Source organism: Pseudomonas tritici (assembly GCF_014268275.3).
In the GTDB taxonomy this organism is placed as follows: Bacteria; Pseudomonadota; Gammaproteobacteria; order Pseudomonadales; family Pseudomonadaceae; genus Aquipseudomonas; species Aquipseudomonas tritici.
Window position 1 is genome coordinate 26,883 of the sequence record NZ_CP077084.1, and the last position, 17,062, is coordinate 43,944.

At 61.3% G+C, this 17,062-nt stretch carries 18 protein-coding genes; 13 read left to right on the forward strand and 5 right to left on the reverse strand.

Annotated elements, in window-relative coordinates:
- Window positions 1-27 precede the first annotated feature (27 nt).
- Window positions 28-807, forward strand: a complete 780-nt coding sequence (crc, locus tag HU722_RS00135; RefSeq protein ID WP_003195493.1) for a catabolite repression control protein Crc — start codon at window positions 28-30, stop codon at window positions 805-807.
- Between the two features lie 58 nt (window positions 808-865).
- On the opposite strand, the gene HU722_RS00140 is transcribed toward crc, so the two are convergent.
- Both HU722_RS00140 and rph read right to left on the reverse strand, forming a co-directional pair.
- Complete coding sequence (locus HU722_RS00140; RefSeq protein WP_065875476.1) at window positions 866-1,234, reverse strand: DUF4870 domain-containing protein; 369 nt, start codon at window positions 1,232-1,234, stop codon at window positions 866-868.
- A 22-nt stretch (window positions 1,235-1,256) separates the two neighbouring features.
- The gene (rph, locus tag HU722_RS00145) at window positions 1,257-1,979 is read right to left on the reverse strand and encodes a ribonuclease PH (protein ID WP_003213280.1); all 723 of its coding nucleotides are present in this window, start codon (window positions 1,977-1,979) and stop codon (window positions 1,257-1,259) included.
- Between the two features lie 185 nt (window positions 1,980-2,164).
- On the opposite strand from rph, the gene HU722_RS00150 reads away from it, so the two are divergent.
- The 6 genes from HU722_RS00150 to HU722_RS00175 all read left to right on the forward strand — a co-directional run bounded on the left by HU722_RS00150 (window position 2,165) and on the right by HU722_RS00175 (window position 7,475).
- The gene (locus HU722_RS00150) at window positions 2,165-3,028 is read left to right on the forward strand and encodes a YicC/YloC family endoribonuclease (RefSeq protein WP_049710930.1); all 864 of its coding nucleotides are present in this window, start codon (window positions 2,165-2,167) and stop codon (window positions 3,026-3,028) included.
- Between the two features lie 10 nt (window positions 3,029-3,038).
- On the forward strand, window positions 3,039-3,659 hold the full coding sequence (gmk, locus tag HU722_RS00155; RefSeq protein ID WP_065875477.1) for a guanylate kinase: 621 nt from the start codon (window positions 3,039-3,041) through the stop codon (window positions 3,657-3,659).
- A gap of 167 nt (window positions 3,660-3,826) precedes the next feature.
- Window positions 3,827-4,090 (forward strand): DNA-directed RNA polymerase subunit omega, encoded by a 264-nt coding sequence (gene rpoZ / locus HU722_RS00160; RefSeq protein ID WP_003176920.1) that lies wholly within the window; start codon window positions 3,827-3,829, stop codon window positions 4,088-4,090.
- 60 nt (window positions 4,091-4,150) lie between these two features.
- Complete coding sequence (gene spoT, locus HU722_RS00165; RefSeq protein ID WP_065875478.1) at window positions 4,151-6,256, forward strand: bifunctional GTP diphosphokinase/guanosine-3',5'-bis pyrophosphate 3'-pyrophosphohydrolase; 2,106 nt, start codon at window positions 4,151-4,153, stop codon at window positions 6,254-6,256.
- Window positions 6,257-6,295: 39 nt separating this feature from the next.
- Window positions 6,296-6,676 (forward strand): RidA family protein, encoded by a 381-nt coding sequence (locus HU722_RS00170; RefSeq protein WP_065875479.1) that lies wholly within the window; start codon window positions 6,296-6,298, stop codon window positions 6,674-6,676.
- Between the two features lie 58 nt (window positions 6,677-6,734).
- A complete protein-coding gene (locus HU722_RS00175) occupies window positions 6,735-7,475 on the forward strand; it encodes a hypothetical protein (RefSeq protein WP_065891313.1) in 741 nt (246 codons plus the stop codon).
- A 41-nt stretch (window positions 7,476-7,516) separates the two neighbouring features.
- Here the strand turns inward: HU722_RS00175 and HU722_RS00180 are convergent, their stop codons facing one another.
- Window positions 7,517-8,368: an SDR family oxidoreductase gene (locus tag HU722_RS00180; RefSeq protein ID WP_065875481.1), complete on the reverse strand. Its 852-nt coding sequence runs from the start codon at window positions 8,366-8,368 to the stop codon at window positions 7,517-7,519.
- Between the two features lie 187 nt (window positions 8,369-8,555).
- Here HU722_RS00180 and exbB point away from each other — a divergent pair, with 187 nt between their 5' ends.
- The 6 genes from exbB (at window position 8,556) to HU722_RS00210 (ending at window position 15,425) form a co-directional block, all read left to right on the forward strand.
- A complete protein-coding gene (exbB, locus tag HU722_RS00185) occupies window positions 8,556-9,524 on the forward strand; it encodes a tonB-system energizer ExbB (protein ID WP_065891312.1) in 969 nt (322 codons plus the stop codon).
- 6 nt (window positions 9,525-9,530) lie between these two features.
- Entirely contained in the window at window positions 9,531-9,956 is a 426-nt protein-coding gene (exbD, locus tag HU722_RS00190; RefSeq protein ID WP_017526806.1) for a TonB system transport protein ExbD, read from the forward strand.
- A complete protein-coding gene (locus tag HU722_RS00195) occupies window positions 9,953-10,702 on the forward strand; it encodes a TonB family protein (RefSeq protein WP_065880286.1) in 750 nt (249 codons plus the stop codon). Before exbD ends, HU722_RS00195 begins: the two co-directional genes overlap by 4 nt.
- A gap of 240 nt (window positions 10,703-10,942) precedes the next feature.
- Entirely contained in the window at window positions 10,943-11,863 is a 921-nt protein-coding gene (locus tag HU722_RS00200) for a hydrogen peroxide-inducible genes activator (protein ID WP_003213305.1), read from the forward strand.
- Window positions 11,864-11,871: 8 nt separating this feature from the next.
- A complete protein-coding gene (gene recG / locus HU722_RS00205; RefSeq protein ID WP_065880385.1) occupies window positions 11,872-13,947 on the forward strand; it encodes an ATP-dependent DNA helicase RecG in 2,076 nt (691 codons plus the stop codon).
- A gap of 77 nt (window positions 13,948-14,024) precedes the next feature.
- Window positions 14,025-15,425: an aminoacyl-tRNA deacylase and HDOD domain-containing protein gene (locus tag HU722_RS00210; RefSeq protein WP_065875484.1), complete on the forward strand. Its 1,401-nt coding sequence runs from the start codon at window positions 14,025-14,027 to the stop codon at window positions 15,423-15,425.
- Between the two features lie 131 nt (window positions 15,426-15,556).
- On the opposite strand, the gene HU722_RS00215 is transcribed toward HU722_RS00210, so the two are convergent.
- Together HU722_RS00215 and tagQ are read right to left on the reverse strand one after the other, a co-directional pair.
- On the reverse strand, window positions 15,557-15,931 hold the full coding sequence (locus HU722_RS00215) for a hypothetical protein (protein ID WP_003195530.1): 375 nt from the start codon (window positions 15,929-15,931) through the stop codon (window positions 15,557-15,559).
- A gap of 124 nt (window positions 15,932-16,055) precedes the next feature.
- The gene (gene tagQ / locus HU722_RS00220) at window positions 16,056-16,982 is read right to left on the reverse strand and encodes a type VI secretion system-associated lipoprotein TagQ (RefSeq protein ID WP_049710921.1); all 927 of its coding nucleotides are present in this window, start codon (window positions 16,980-16,982) and stop codon (window positions 16,056-16,058) included.
- Window positions 16,983-17,062: the final 80 nt, after the last annotated feature.

Genomic DNA, 17,062 nt, shown 5'->3' on the forward strand with positions numbered 1-17,062 from the left:
ACACGCACGCGATTTTTGGGGCCATTTATGCGGATCATCAGTGTGAACGTTAATGGTATTCAGGCTGCAGTCGAGCGTGGTTTGCTCAGTTGGCTGCAAGCCCAGAATGCCGACGTCATCTGCCTGCAGGATACCCGCGCCTCCGCCTTTGAACTGGACGACCCAGCCTTCCAACTGGATGGCTACTTCCTTTATGCCTGCGATGCCGAAGTGCCCACCCAAGGTGGCGTGGCTTTGTATTCGCGGTTGCAACCCAAGGCGGTCATCAGCGGCCTCGGCTTCGAGACAGCCGACCGCTACGGGCGCTACCTGCAAGCCGATTTCGATAAGGTCAGCATCGCGACCTTGCTGCTTCCTTCGGGGCAGAACGGCGATGAAGACTTGAACCAGAAGTTCAAGCTAATGGACGATTTCGCCCGTTATCTGGATAAACAGCGGCGCAAACGTCGCGAGTACATTTATTGTGGCTCGCTGTACGTGGCGCAACAGAAGCTGGATATCAAGAACTGGCGCGACAGCCAGCAATCCCCGGGTTTCCTGGCGCCAGAACGCGCCTGGATGGACGAGATTGTCGGCAACATGGGCTACGTGGATGCCCTGCGCGAAGTCAGCCGCGAAGGCGACCAGTACAGCTGGTGGCCGGACAACGAACAGGCTGAGATGCTCAACCTGGGCTGGCGTTTCGACTACCAGTTGCTGACCCCAGGCCTGCGCCGGTTCGTTCGCAGCGCACGCCTGCCGCGCCAGCCGCGCTTCTCGCAGCACGCGCCGCTGATCGTGGACTACGACTGGACATTGACCATCTGAGGTCTTTTTCCAGGCACAAAAAAACCGGCATCGCTGTCGGTTTTTTTGTGCCTGCTCATTATTTGATCACGCGCCAGGTCAAGGGGTAGCGATAGGCAATGCCCTTGTTGGCCTTGATACTGCCGATGATCGTCAGCACCACAGTGGCAATCGCCAGCGCAAACATCAGGAAAAACCCAACCACCGCAAAGGCCAGCACGATGCAAACCATCCAGGCGATGGCCACGGTGATCTGGAAGTTCAGGGCTTCCTTGCCCTGATCATCAATGAACGGGTCCACTTCTTTCTTCATCTGCCACAGGATCAGCGGCCCTACGACACTGCCGAAAGGGAACACAAACCCCAGAAACGCCGCGAGATGGCACAACATTGCCCCCTGACGCACTTCGTAGGAAGGCGTAGGCACCGGCATTTGGCTGTCATTCATGGCGTTTCTCCTTGAGGCCGACTCAGTCAGCCAGTGCGGCGTTCTGCAGTTCGAAAATCTCGGTCATGCCTTTCTGGGCCAGGGCCAGCATGGCGTTCAGATCAGCCGGCTGGAATGGCGCGCCTTCGGCAGTGCCCTGCACTTCGATGAAGCCACCAGTGCTGGTCATCACCACGTTCAGGTCGGTCTCGGCGGCCGAGTCTTCCAGGTAGTCCAGGTCCAGCACAGGCTCGCCTTGGTACATGCCTACCGATACGGCAGCGATCATTTGCTTGAGCGGGTCACCGCCTTTCAGGCCGCCACGCTTCTTGATCACTTTGAGTGCATCAACCAGGGCGACCATGGCGCCGGTGATGGACGCGGTGCGGGTGCCGCCGTCGGCCTGGATCACGTCGCAGTCGACGTACAGGGTCACGTCGCCCAGCTTGGACATATCCAGGGCTGCGCGCAGGGAACGACCGATCAGGCGCTGGATTTCCAGGGTGCGGCCGCCTTGCTTGCCACGGCTGGCTTCACGCTGGTTACGCTCACCGGTGGCGCGCGGCAGCATGCCGTACTCGGCGGTCAACCAACCCTGGCCCTGGCCTTTAAGGAAACGCGGTACGCCGTTTTCGACGCTGACGGTGCAGATCACCTTGGTATCGCCAAACTCGACCAGTACAGACCCCTCGGCGTGTTTGGTGTAGTTGCGGGTGATGCGGATCGAGCGGAGCTGATCGGCAGCGCGACCACTTGGACGTTTCATAGGGAGACACCTGTACTGAGGACGAAAAACTGCCGAGCATTATAGAGCCGCGAGCCGATTCGGGGCACTGCTAAAAAATCCGGTTACGAATGGTCGAGTTTGGGCGTGCTCGCCCACTGCGCTACAATCCTGCGCCTTCTTAACCATCAGCCCGTGTTTGCGGGACTGCAACGCGAGGTACCTCCATGGTGCACAGCATGACCGCCTTCGCCCGCGTCGAAAAAGCCGGCGTACAAGGCACCCTGAGCTGGGAGCTGCGCTCGGTCAACAGCCGCTACCTGGAACCGCACCTGCGTCTGCCGGAGTCATTCCGCGACCTCGAAGGCGCCGTGCGTGAGGCGCTGCGCCAGGGCATCTCCCGAGGCAAGCTGGAATGCACCCTGCGCTTTACCGAAGAAACCACCGGCAAGCCGCTGCAGGTTGATCGCGACCGCGCGGCACAATTGGTGGCCGCCGCCGAGACCATCGCCGGCCTGATCAAGCAGCCTGCCGCGCTCAACCCACTGGAAGTGCTGGCTTGGCCTGGCGTATTGGTGGCCGACGCCACCGACCCGCAAGCCCTCAACGCCGAAGCCCTCGCCCTGTTCAACCAGGGCTTGAAGGAGCTCAAGGCAGGCCGCGAGCGCGAAGGCGCCGAGCTGGCACGCCTGATCAGCGAGCGTCTTACCTCCATCGAAGAAGACGTGGTCACCCTGCGCGAGCTGGTGCCGCAGATGCTCGCCACCCAGCGCCAGAAGGTGCTCGACCGCTTTACCGACATGAAGGCCGACCTCGACCCGGTGCGCCTGGAACAGGAAATGGTGTTGCTGGCGCAGAAGAGCGACGTCGCCGAAGAACTCGACCGCCTGAGCACCCACATCCTTGAAGTGCGCCGCGTGCTCAAATCGGGCGGTGCCGCCGGTCGGCGCCTGGACTTCCTGATGCAGGAACTCAACCGCGAAGCCAATACACTGGGCTCCAAGGCGTTCGATCCGCGTAGTACCACGGCTGCGGTCAACCTCAAAGTGTTGATCGAGCAGATGCGCGAACAAGTACAGAATATTGAGTAAGGCAACCTCCATGACCCACAGCACCGGCACCCTTTACATCATTTCCGCCCCCTCGGGCGCGGGCAAAAGCAGCCTGGTCAAGGCCCTGACCGACGCTGACGAGCAGATCCGCATCTCGGTTTCCCACACCACCCGCGCCATGCGCCCGGGTGAGGTGAACGGCGTGCACTATCACTTCGTCGAACGCACCGAGTTCGTCAAGATGATCGAGCACGGCGACTTCCTCGAGCGCGCCGAAGTCTTCGGCAACCTCTACGGCACGTCGCAAAGCCACTTGCAGCAGACCCTGGACGAAGGCCACGACCTGATTCTGGAAATCGACTGGCAGGGCGCCGAGCAAGTGCGCCAACTGATGCCCAAGGCGCGTTCGATCTTCATCCTGCCGCCGTCGCTTGAAGCCTTGCACCAGCGCTTGAAAAATCGCGGCCAGGACAGCGACGAGATCATCGAAGGCCGCATGCGTGAGGCCGTCAGCGAAATGAGCCATTACGTCGACTATGACTACCTGATCATTAACGACGATTTTGCCCACGCGTTGGACGATTTGAAGGCGATTTTTCGCACCAACCAGCTCCAGCAAAAGCGCCAACAACAGCGTTTCGGCAAATTACTGGCCGAACTGCTCGGCTGATTGGCTCTTCCCAAAACCGCTGCAAGGGCTTTACATTGGCGCTTGTAGCGGTTTTGCGAGGGCCTGCGAAAAATCAGCGCTTCCCTAAACGCTGGTGATTTTTTAAACTGTTTAGTCCGCTCGCCCAACCGGGCAGCGCGCATCTTGCATTCGCTCCGAGGAATACCATGGCCCGCGTAACCGTTGAAGACTGCCTAGAACACGTGGATAACCGCTTTGAGCTGGTCATGCTCTCTACCAAGCGTGCCCGTCAACTGGCCACTGGCGGCAAAGAGCCCCTGGTCCAGTGGGAAAACGACAAGCCTACCGTTGTAGCCCTGCGTGAAATCGCTGAAGGCCTGATGAGCTACGAGTTCATCGCCAACGCCGAAATCGTTGAAGACGAACCGCTGTTTGCAGCGTTCGAGGACGAGTCCAACGAGGCCGTCTAAGCCTATGCCTGGTCGACGTAGCACGGCGCGGGGTCACAGCCAACGGCAGGAGTTCACACTTTGCCGAGCATAGACGCCCTCGCCGATCGCTTATCGGCCTACCTCGGCCCAGACCAGGTCAACCTGGTCCGCCGAGCGTATTTCTACGCCGAACAAGCCCACGACGGCCAACGCCGCCGTAGTGGCGAGGCGTATGTCACGCATCCCCTTGCGGTGGCAAATATTCTTGCCGACATGCACATGGACCATCAAAGCCTGATGGCCGCAATGCTGCATGACGTGATCGAAGACACCGGTATCGCCAAAGAAGCGCTGCAAGCGCAGTTCGGTGAAACCGTGGCCGAACTGGTCGACGGGGTCAGCAAACTGACCCAGATGAACTTCGAGACCAAGGCCGAAGCCCAGGCGGAAAACTTCCAGAAGATGGCCATGGCCATGGCCCGCGACATTCGGGTGATTCTGGTCAAGCTGGCCGACCGGCTGCACAACATGCGCACGCTGGAAGTGCTGTCCGGCGAAAAACGCCGGCGCATCGCCAAGGAAACCCTGGAGATCTACGCGCCCATCGCCAACCGGCTGGGCATGCATGCCATCCGTATCGAGTTTGAAGACCTCGGTTTCAAGGCCATGCACCCGATGCGTTCGGCGCGCATCTACCAGGCGGTGAAACGCGCCCGGGGCAACCGCAAGGAAATCGTCAACAAGATCGAAGAGTCGCTGAGCCATTGCCTGGCGATCGACGAGATCGAAGGCGAAGTCAGCGGGCGGCAGAAGCACATCTACGGCATCTACAAGAAGATGCGCGGCAAACGTCGGGCCTTCAACGAGATCATGGACGTGTACGCGTTCCGGATCATCGTCGACAAGGTTGACACCTGCTACCGCGTGCTCGGCGCTGTACATAATTTGTACAAGCCCCTGCCCGGCCGCTTCAAGGACTACATCGCGATTCCCAAGGCCAACGGCTACCAATCGCTGCATACCACGCTGTTCGGTATGCATGGTGTGCCGATCGAGATCCAGATCCGCACCCGCGAAATGGAAGAGATGGCCAACAACGGCATCGCCGCCCATTGGCTGTACAAATCCAGCGGCGACGAGCAGCCCAAAGGCACCCATGCCCGCGCCCGCCAGTGGGTCAAGGGCGTGCTGGAAATGCAGCAACGTGCCGGCAACTCCCTCGAATTTATCGAAAGCGTGAAGATCGACCTGTTCCCGGACGAGGTCTACGTGTTCACGCCCAAAGGCCGGATCATGGAGCTGCCCAAAGGCTCCACGGCGGTCGACTTTGCCTACGCGGTGCACACCGACGTGGGCAACAGCTGCATTGCCTGTCGGATCAATCGCCGCCTCGCGCCGCTGTCCGAACCGCTGCAAAGCGGCTCCACGGTCGAGATCGTCAGCGCGCCGGGCGCACGCCCGAACCCAGCCTGGCTCAACTTTGTGGTCACCGGCAAAGCGCGCACACATATCCGTCACGCCCTGAAGCTACAGCGCCGCTCCGAATCCATCAGCCTCGGCGAACGCCTGCTGAACAAGGTACTTAATGGTTTCGACAGTGCCCTAGACAAAGTTCCTACAGAGCGTGTGCAAGCGATGCTTCACGAGTATCGCCAGGAAACCATCGAAGATCTGCTGGAAGATATCGGCCTGGGCAACCGCATGGCCTACGTCGTCGCCCGCCGCTTGCTCGGCGAAGGTGAGCAGCTACCAAGTCCGGAAGGCCCACTGGCGATTCGCGGCACCGAAGGCTTGGTGCTCAGCTACGCCAAGTGTTGCACGCCGATCCCGGGCGACCCGATTGTCGGCCACTTGTCGGCGGGCAAAGGTATGGTGGTGCACCTGGACAACTGCCGCAACATCACCGAAGTCCGTCACAATCCGGAAAAATGCATCCAGCTCTCGTGGGCCAAGGATGTCACCGGCGAATTCAACGTCGAGTTGCGCGTCGAGCTGGAACACCAACGCGGCCTGATCGCCCTGCTGGCCAGCAGCGTCAACGCGGCCGACGGCAATATCGAGAAAATCAGCATGGACGAGCGCGATGGTCGCATCAGCGTGGTCCAGCTGGTGGTCAGCGTGCACGACCGTGTGCACCTCGCCCGCGTGATCAAGAAACTGCGCGCCCTGATCGGTGTGATCCGCATCACCCGTATGCGGGCATAGGCCTTCAAATACGTCATCACCTCTTACAAGGAGTCATAAATGACCAAGACCGTTATCACCAGCGATAAAGCCCCGGCCGCGATCGGCACTTACTCCCAGGCGATCAAGGCGGGCAATACCGTCTACATGTCTGGCCAGATCCCGCTGGACCCAAGGACCATGGAACTGGTGGAAGGCTTTGAAGCACAGACCGTGCAGGTCTTCGAAAACCTCAAGTCGGTTGCTGAAGCTGCTGGCGGTTCGTTCAAGGACATCGTCAAGCTGAACATTTTCCTCACCGACCTGAGCCACTTCGCCAAGGTCAACGAGATCATGGGCAAGTACTTCGAACAGCCGTACCCAGCCCGCGCTGCCATCGGCGTTGCTGCCCTGCCAAAGGGTGCACAGGTTGAGATGGACGCGATTCTGGTCATCGAGTAAAACACCCGGCGCGGCCCTCCCATAGGCTGCGCCGACTTCGTTTTAAAAGGATTTCATGATGCGCAAAGCGCTTGTAGCCTCATCACTGCTCGCCCTGCTGCTCGGCGGCTGCGCCAGCAACCCTGCCGACCTGGACGTGAGCGGCACCTGGATCAACCAGGTCGCCATCGATGCGGCAGCCAAAGGCGGCCCTTTGCGTGAAGCCTTGCAAAGCTATGGCCCTAACCTCGAATGGGAGGTTAATACCAAGGCTTCGCAGGCGCGCTACTACAACGGCTTTGAAGTAGCCGAAGGCAAATTGCTGGGTGAAAAATCCGGCGCCTGGAGCGTGGATTTCTACGGCAGCTCAGCTACCGAACTGAAGCGCAAAGGCAAACAACTGCTGCAATCGGCCAACGACAACGAGCCGGAACAGCTGTTTGCCCGCGCCAAGGACCCCGCGCCGGAAGGTGCCCCCATAGGCGCCAACTTTGAGCGTGCGCTGTACGCGACCTACATGGGCGGCGACTGGAAGATCAGCGACGGCTTCGGTAGCGGCGCCATCGTGCAGTTCCAGGCTGACGGCAAGGTTGTCGGCTTGCCTAATGTTGATCGGTACTCGCTGTGCCTGGCCGGTGATTGCGCCTCGATGAGCGGCGGCTATGACAGCATCTGGCTGCAACTCAACGGCCAGGGCAACCCGTGGATTTTCTTGCGCAAAGGCAAGCAGCTGGAAATCTTCCAGGCGATCAATACCGCGCGAGCGGATGAAGTGCCTTCGTTTACGCCCGGACCGCGGCAGTGGTTGCTGGAAAAATAATTAAGTAGCCAAACACAGCTCCCACATTTTTTGACTGTGTTTCAGCCTTTGAGGATCGCCGCGTAGCCTTCGCGGTAAGTTGGGTAGGTCGGCGCCCAGCCCAGCGTCTTCGCTCGCGCATTGCTGCACTGCTTGCTGCCGGCACGACGCACACTCGCATCCTCGGACCACTCCGTCACACCCAGATACTCGCGCAACCACGCCACCACTTCCGCCAGCGGTGCGGGCGCATCGTCGACGCCGATGTAGACCTTATCCAGCGAGCCACCCTGCTCCACATGCCGCAACAAAAACGCCAACAAGCCCGCCGCGTCATCCGCATGAATGCGGTTGCCATATAAAGGCGGATCGATTGCGACACGGTAGCCCTGGCGAACCTGGGTCAGCAGCCATTCGCGGCCTGGGCCATAAATACCGGTCAGACGCACGATGCTGGCCGGGATGCCACTATTGAGCGCCACTTGCTCAGCCTCCAGCATCACTTGCCCGGAATAACCCTTGGCTTGAGTCTCCGACGTTTCGTCGACCCACTCTCCATTCTGCTGCCCATAGACGCTGCTGCTGGAAACAAACAGCAAGTGTTTCGGCTCCTGACCGTAGTCGCCCAACCACTCCAGTACGTGTTTCAACCCTTCTACATAAGCGGCGCGATAGCCGGCTTCGTCGTGATCTGTCGCAGCGGCGCAATACACCAGGTAATCCACCCCGCCGATCGGCCAGGTGTCAGGGCAATCCTTGTTGAACAGGTCGCCGGCAATGCCAATCACGCCGGCGGGCAGCCGCGAAATATCCCGCCGCAAGCCGTGCACCTCCCATCCCGAGGCGAGCAATTGGCTAGCCAGCCGACTACCCACATCGCCACATCCGGCAATCACAACAGAAGGCGCTGACATCACAAAACTCCGTATTGAAAGGTCTAGGTTAGCCGTCGCGGTAGACCGACGGCCAGAAAAAGCACAAATAAAGTTACTGTATTACTTCTGTTAACAAGAATTACTTGCAATAATAACCGCCCATTTGTCCTCGACCCCTTGGGTCTGGAAGGACGATCACTCATTTTTTTACTCAGGTCCGGCCAGCATGACACGTAATACAACCCCCGCTTCGCCAACCAAGCCTCACAGCCCATCCCGCGCCTGGCGCGCGATTGCTGCGCTGCTGTTCAGCGTTCTGCTGGCACCGACCGCCGCCTTTGCTGATGCCACCGCGCCGACGACCCCGCCTGCTGCTGCCGCACCGGCCGCTCCGGCCGCCGCGCCAGCCGCTACCGACCCGGCCCAGGCTGCTGACCCAGCCTCCACCGACGACACCGGCGTAGTTCTGGAAGAAGACAACACCTTGGGCATGGCCCACGACCTGTCGCCGTGGGGCATGTATCAGAACGCCGACGTCGTAGTGAAAGCCGTCATGATCGGCCTGGCCATTGCCTCGATCATCACCTGGACCATCTGGATCGCCAAAGGCTTCGAGCTGCTGGGCGCCAAGCGTCGCCTGCGTAGCGAAATCGTCCACCTGAAAAAGGCCACCACCCTTAAGGAAGCGAGCGAAAGCGCGACCAAGAAAGGCACCCTGGCCAACACCCTGGTGCACGACGCGCTGGAAGAAATGCGCCTGTCGGCCAACGCCCGCGAGAAAGAAGGCATCAAGGAACGCGTGGCCTTCCGCCTGGAGCGCCTGGTGGCGGCCTGCGGTCGAAACATGAGCAGCGGCACCGGCGTGCTGGCAACCATCGGTTCCACCGCGCCCTTCGTCGGCCTGTTCGGTACCGTGTGGGGCATCATGAACAGCTTCATCGGCATCGCTAAAACCCAGACCACCAACCTTGCCGTCGTTGCCCCCGGCATCGCCGAAGCCTTGCTGGCTACTGCCCTGGGCCTGGTTGCCGCGATTCCTGCGGTGGTGATCTACAACGTCTTCGCCCGTTCGATTGCCGGCTACAAGGCCCAGGTATCGGACGCGTCGGCAGAAGTCCTGCTGCTGGTCAGCCGCGACCTCGATCACCTGCCTACCGAGCGCAGCTCGCAACCGCACATGGTGAAAGTGGGGTAATCGGCCATGGGCCTGCATTTGAATCAAGGCGACGACGAACTCGTCGAGAACCACGAAATCAACGTCACGCCGTTTATCGACGTGATGCTGGTGCTGCTGATCATCTTCATGGTGGCCGCACCGTTGGCGACCGTGGACATCAAGGTCGACCTGCCCGCGTCCAGCGCCAAGCCTGCGCCGCGGCCGGAGAAGCCGATCTTCCTCAGCGTCAAGGCGGACCAACGCCTGTTCCTGGGTGAAGAAGAAGTCAAGACTGAAACCCTGGGGCCGGTGCTCGACGCCAAGACCCAAGGCAAGAAAGACACGACGATCTTCTTCCAGGCCGACAAAGGCGTGGACTACGGCGACCTGATGAGCGTGATGGATGCCCTGCGGGCAGCCGGCTACCTCAAGGTAGGCCTGGTCGGACTTGAGACGGCAGCCAAGAAATGATCACAACGCGCCACAAACTGACGCGTTATGGCACCAGCCTCGCCGTCGTACTGGGCGTGCATGCCGTCGCGATCGCTATCGCGCTTCATTGGTCAGCGCCGCGTACGGTGCAGTTGCCACCGGCTGCCATGGTCATCGACCTGGCACCGATGCCAGCCCCACCGCCGCCGGCACCGCCCAAGGTGGTCACGCCGCCGCAACCGCCTGCCCCGGTCGAAGAGCTGCCCCTGCCGAAACTGGCCGAGGCACCCAAGCCGACGATCCAGGTGCCCAAGCCCGTCAAGCCCAAGCCAAAACCGCAGCCGCCCAAACCTGTGGAGAAAAAGATCGAGCCACCCAAGGAGAAACCCTCCGAGGAACCGCCGAGCGACGCTCCACCGACTAACACGCCAGCGGAAAAATCGGCCCAGCCCGTACCTGGCCCGTCGCCGCAACAGGTCGCCGCCAAAGCGTCCTGGGAAGGCGCACTGTTGGCGCACTTGCAGAAGTACAAAAAGTACCCGCCAGGTGCCCAGGCCCGTGGCAAAGAAGGCTTGAACCGCCTGAAATTTGTGGTGGATGCCGAAGGCAACGTGCTGTCCTACGAGTTGGTGGGCCGTTCCGGCAACGCTGACCTGGACCGCGCAACCCTGGACATGATCCGTCGTGCCCAGCCGCTGCCCAAGCCGCCAGCCGATATGTTGAAAGGCGGCAGCATCGAGATCGTTGCACCGTTCGTGTACAACATCGAGAAACGCCGTCGCTAAAGGTTGCAGGAGTCAGCTTGTGTGGGAGCTGGCTTGCCTGCGATAGCATCACCTCGGTGCAACTGATAGACCGAGGTGCCTGCATCGCGGGCAAGCCCCACATTTGAATTCACTGCCTCAAAAAATCCGTTTTTAGCTAAATCCTCCGCACTCCCCGCTCAATCCCCAGCAAAGTTCTGATAACGTGCGTCTATCGATTGCAGCCGGTATGCTTGGCCCGCAACTTCATGGACGCCCGCTATGACTCTTACAGAATTACGCTACATCGTTACCCTCGCCCAAGAGCAGCACTTCGGCCACGCGGCCGAGCGTTGCCACGTCAGCCAGCCGACGCTGTCGGTGGGCGTGAAAAAGCTTGAAGACGAACTCGGTGTGCTGATTTTCGAGCGCAGCAAGAGCGCCGTGCGCCTCACCCCGGTGGGCGAAGGCATCGTGGCCCAGGCCCAGAAGGTACTGGAGCAGGCGCAAAGCATTCGCGAACTGGCCCAGGCCGGCAAAAACCAGCTGACTGCACCGCTGAAAGTCGGCGCCATCTACACCGTCGGCCCGTACCTGTTTCCGCACCTGATCCCGCAACTGCATCGCGTCGCGCCGCAGATGCCGCTGTATATCGAAGAAAACTTCACCCACGTATTGCGCGACAAACTGCGCAACGGCGAGTTGGACGCGATCATCATCGCCTTACCGTTCAACGAAGCAGACGTACTGACCCTGCCGCTCTACGACGAGCCGTTCTACGTGTTGATGCCCGCCTCCCACCCGTGGACACAAAAAGACACTATCGATGCCGGCCTGCTCAACGACAAGAGCCTGCTGCTGCTCGGCGAAGGCCACTGCTTCCGCGACCAGGTGCTGGAAGCCTGCCCGACGCTGACCAAAGGCAACGACGGCGCCAAGCACACCACGGTGGAATCCAGTTCCCTGGAAACCATTCGCCACATGGTCGCTTCCGGCCTGGGCATTTCAATCCTGCCGCTGTCGGCAGTGGACAGCCATCACTACGCCCCCGGCGTAATTGCAGTGCGCCCACTGACGCCGCCGGTGCCGTTCCGCACCGTGGCGATCGCCTGGCGCGCCAGCTTCCCACGGCCCAAAGCGATTGAGATCCTCGCCGACTCGATTCGCCTGTGTTCGGTGGCCAAGCCGCCTGCCGCGAGCTGAGCAACGGTATGACGGAGCTGTCGCAGGTGTCGGTGACGGCACTCAAGGGTGTCGGCGAGGCCATGGCCGAGAAGCTGGCCAAGGTCGGCCTGGAGAACCTCCAGGACGTGCTGTTTCACCTGCCCCTGCGCTACCAGGATCGCACCCGCGTGGTGCCCATCGGCCATCTGCGCCCTGGGCAGGATGCGGTGGTCGAAGGCACCGTCAGCGGCGCCGACGTGGTGATGGGCAAGCGCCGCAGCCTGGTCGTGCGCCTGCAGGACGGCACCGGCGGCCTGAGCCTGCGCTTTTACCATTTCAGCAACGCGCAGAAGGAGGGCCTCAAACGCGGCACCCGCGTGCGTTGCTATGGCGAAGCGCGGCCCGGCGCGTCGGGCCTGGAGATCTACCACCCGGAATACCGCGCCATCACTGGCGACGAACCGCCGCCGGTCGACACCACACTCACCCCGATCTACCCCCTCACCGAAGGCTTGACCCAGCAGCGCCTGCGCCAACTGTGCATGCAGACCCTGGCGATGCTTGGCCCGAAGAGCCTGCCCGACTGGCTGCCCCTGGAACTGGCCCGCGACTATCAACTGGCGCCGCTGGACGATGCGATTCGCTACCTGCATCACCCGCCCGCCGACGCCGATGTCGATGAACTGGCGCTGGGTCATCACTGGGCCCAGCACCGCTTGGCCTTTGAAGAACTGCTGACCCACCAACTGTCCCAGCAACGCCTGCGCGAGAGCATGCGTTCCCTGCGCGCGCCGGCGATGCCCAAGGCCACGCGTTTGCCTGCCCAATACCTGGCCAACCTCGGCTTCGCGCCGACCGGTGCCCAGCAGCGCGTCGGCAATGAAATCGCCTACGACCTCAGCCAGAAAGAGCCGATGCTGCGGCTGATCCAAGGCGACGTGGGCGCGGGCAAGACCGTGGTCGCCGCCCTCGCTGCCTTGCAAGCACTGGAAGCCGGTTACCAGGTAGCGCTGATGGCACCCACCGAGATTCTCGCCGAACAGCACTTCATCACTTTCAAGCGCTGGCTCGAACCGCTGGGCCTGGAAGTCGCGTGGCTGGCCGGCAAGCTCAAGGGCAAGGTGCGTGCGGCCGCGCTGGAGCAAATCGCCGGTGGCGCACCGATGGTGGTGGGCACCCACGCACTGTTCCAGGACGAAGTGAAGTTCAAGAACCTCGCCCTGGTGATCATTGACGAACAGCACCGCTTCGGCGTGCAACAGCGCCTGGCCCTACGCCAGAAAGGCGTGGGTGGCCGGATGAACCCGCACCAGTTGATCATGACCGCGACGCCGATCCCGCGCACCCTGGCCATGAGCGCCTACGCCGACCTCGACACTTCGATCCTAGACGAATTGCCGCCCGGCCGTACCCCGGTCAACACTGTGCTGGTCACCGACACCCGTCGTGTCGAAGTGATCGAGCGCGTACGCGGTGCCTGTGCCGAAGGCCGCCAGGCGTATTGGGTGTGCACCCTGATCGAGGAGTCCGAAGAACTGACCTGCCAGGCGGCCGAAACCACCTTTGAAGACCTCACCAGCGCCCTGGGTGAGCTCAAGGTCGGGCTGATCCACGGGCGCATGAAACCTGTGGAAAAGGCCGCGGTGATGGCCGAATTCAAGGCCGGCAACCTGCAACTGCTGGTGGCCACTACCGTGATCGAGGTGGGGGTGGACGTGCCCAACGCCAGCCTGATGATCATCGAAAACCCCGAGCGCCTTGGCCTGGCGCAACTGCACCAGTTACGCGGCCGTGTTGGCCGGGGCAGCGCCGCCAGCCATTGCGTGCTGCTCTACCACCCGCCACTGTCACAGATCGGCCGTCAGCGCCTGGGCATCATGCGCGAAACCAACGACGGTTTTATCATCGCCGAAAAAGACCTCGAACTGCGCGGCCCCGGCGAAATGCTCGGCACTCGCCAGACCGGCCTGCTGCAATTCAAGGTTGCCGACCTGATGCGCGACGCCGACTTGCTCCCCGCCGTGCGCGATGCGGCGCAAGCGTTGATGGAACGCTGGCCGGAACACGTCAGCCCGTTGCTGGATCGCTGGCTCAGGCACGGGCAGCAATACGGTCAAGTGTAAGGTGCGACGCACTTAACCGACCTACAGGTGTATCAAGCTGGTTATACTTCGATGACTGTACGAAATTGGATCAGGCCATGTCAGAAGTCGCCCTCGCCACAGCCCCACTGACCGCCCCGCCGGTCATTCGGGCTCTGCTCGCAAAACTCGCCATCCCCTACACGGAAGTCAGCGATCTACCGGGCCTGAATCCTGCGCAAAAGGTCCAGGCGGTGCTGCTGGAAGATGCAGTGGGCGCGCTGATGGTGCTGTTCCCGCAGAACCAGCTGCTCGACCTCAACCGCCTCGCCGAGCTCACTGGCCGCCGCCTTATCGCCGTGTCGCCGGACCGCGTCGCACGCATGCTCGGCAAACATGAGCTGAGCCTGTTGCCGGGCCTGCCGCCGCTCACCAGCTCGCCGTGCCTGTACGAAGGCAGCCTGCTCAACGAGCCGAGCCTGCTGGTGCATTCGGGTGAAGCAGGCCTGTTGCTGGAGATCTCCAGCGACGCCTTCAAGACCATGCTCACCAAGGCCAGCGCCGGCCACTTCGGCGAGCCGCTGAGCAACATCCGCCCCAACCTTGACCGCCCGAATGATGACCGTGAGGAAATCACCCAGGCCATGCAGGCGTTCACCGCGCGCCGCATCCAGCAGCGCCTGGAAGCGACCATCGAGATTCCCCCGCTGGCCGACACTGCGCAGAAGATTATCAAGCTGCGTGTCGACCCCAACGCCACCATCGATGACATCACCGGCGTAGTGGAGACCGACCCGGCCCTGGCCGCGCAAGTCGTGAGCTGGGCCGCGTCGCCGTACTACGCGTCGCCGGGCAAGATCCGCTCCGTTGAAGACGCCATCGTGCGCGTGCTCGGCTTTGACCTGGTGATCAACCTGGCGCTGGGCCTCGCGCTGGGCAAGACCTTGAGCCTGCCCAAGGACAACCCGCACCAAGCCACGCCGTACTGGCATCAGTCGATCTACACCGCCGCCGTGATCGAGGGCCTGACCCGCGCCATGCCGCGCGCCCAGCGCCCGGAAGCCGGCCTGACCTACCTCGCCGGCCTGTTGCACAACTTCGGTTATCTGCTGCTGGCGCACGTGTTCCCGCCGCACTTCTCGCTGATCTGCCGTCACTTGGAAGTCAACCCGCACCTGTGCCACAGCTATGTCGAGCAACACCTGCTGGGCATCAGCCGCGAGCAGATCGGTGCCTGGCTGATGCGCTACTGGGACATGCCGGATGAGTTATCCACCGCGCTGCGCTTCCAGCACGACCCGACTTATGACGGGCAATACGCTGAGTATCCGAACCTGGTGTGTTTGGCCGTGCGCTTGTTGCGCAGCCGGGGGATTGGTTCCGGGCCGGATGAGACGATTCCGGATGCGCTGCTTGAGCGCCTGGGGCTGACGCGGGACAAGGCTGAAGAGGTAGTCGGCAAAGTGCTGGATGCCGAGGTGTTGCTCCGCGAACTGGCTTCCCAGTTCAGCCAGGGCTGAGTCTATTGCCTGTTACTCCGCTATCGCAGGCAAGCCAGCTCCCACATTTTGACCGAGTACATTCTTTGGAATGCGGTCGAATGTGGGAGCTGGCTTGCCTGCGATGAATCCACCTCGGTCTACCTGTAAGACTACTTCTTTTTCTTCGGCTTCAAATACTTGGTCAACCCCTGGAACCAGATTACCAGCGCCGGGTTGCCCTTGATCTGGATCGACTTGTCCTGAATCCCCGTCATGAACGCCAGTTGCTTGTTCTTCGCCTGCATCGTGGCGAAGCCGTAGGCGGCATCTTTAAAGGCAATGGCAAACGCCGGCGCAGGGTGAACACCTGAGCGGCTGGTGATGCGCTGGTCTTTGACGATGAAGTGACGGGCAACCTTGCCGTCGAGGGTCTGCAGCTGGAAAGCCAGGTCTTTATCACCCAGTTGCTGCTGGAAGGCAGGATTGGTGCGGCTGGCTTTGCCCATCATCAGGCCCAGCACCCACAGCAGAAGACGAAATTTCATGCACACGGCCTCGATGTAATTATTGAGTGGCCGCAGCAGTTTAACGATTTGCAAAGAGAACGCCACCGATCTAGCGCATTAGCGGAAGATCGGCTGGCGTTTGACGCTTATAGCAGCATGTTACTTAAACGTTTGGGCAAGGTACCGGTGCCCAGTCGACCAGGTTTGGATCGCGGCAGGCGCCTTCCATCTGAGCCTTGCCGGCGCTGGCGACCTGCTTGCTTTCAGCTTGCTTGGCCTGAACGGTCTGGATGCTCTTCTCGGTGGTGACCGCTTCTTTAGGCACGACCGGCAAGTCCTTCTTCTTCGCGACTTTTGGCGGGTTCTTGCCTTTCTTGGCCGGTACAACCGGCGGCGCCACGTCGGCCTGGGCCACGGTGACCACGTCATTACGCTGCACGCCTACTTGCTGCAGGTCTTTCTCGTAGGCCTGGGTGTAGTTGTTCAGGTCTTCGCTGGCTTTGCCGTTGACCGCGACGATCAGGTCATTGGATTCCTTCAGGCCTGAAACGATTTCCGCCAGGCGCTTGCGGCCTTCAGTGTCGTTGACGGTCTTGGCCTTGCGGTCGGCCACCAGCTTGGTGAATGCGCTCTGGTAGCACTGCTGCGAGGCTTTGGCGTAAGCGGTGCTGCGGTCGATGTCGGACGCGCTTTTGTTAAAGTCGGTGGAGTAGGAAGCAATGCGTTGGTTGTCATCGCTGATCTGCTTCTGACGCTCGGTGTAGTAACCCGCCGCGCCGCCAGCCAGGGCGCCGCCCGCAGCGCCAATCGCGGCGTTGCGGCCGCGCTTTTCCTTGTCGCCAGTGAAAGCACCCAGCAGTGCACCGCCGGCCGCGCCGATGGCCGCGCCAGTGACGACCGACTTGGTCATGTCCGAATCAGTCGCGCGCAGGTGCTGCACCGGCTCGTAGCAGTTCGGGTAGTACTCGACCTTGGTGCTCGACGCGACCTTGGAGGCCGGCGACGTGGCACAACCGGTCAGCACAGTGCTGAAGCCGGCCGCGATCAGCAGCAAGTGACGCTTGGAAACCGCCTTACGGGAAAAAAGCATAGGTGTGTTCTCTTTTAAGTTTGACTTGCCCAGCACGGCCCACCGCCGCCTGAGTCCCTTCCAAGCTCGCCATACAGCCA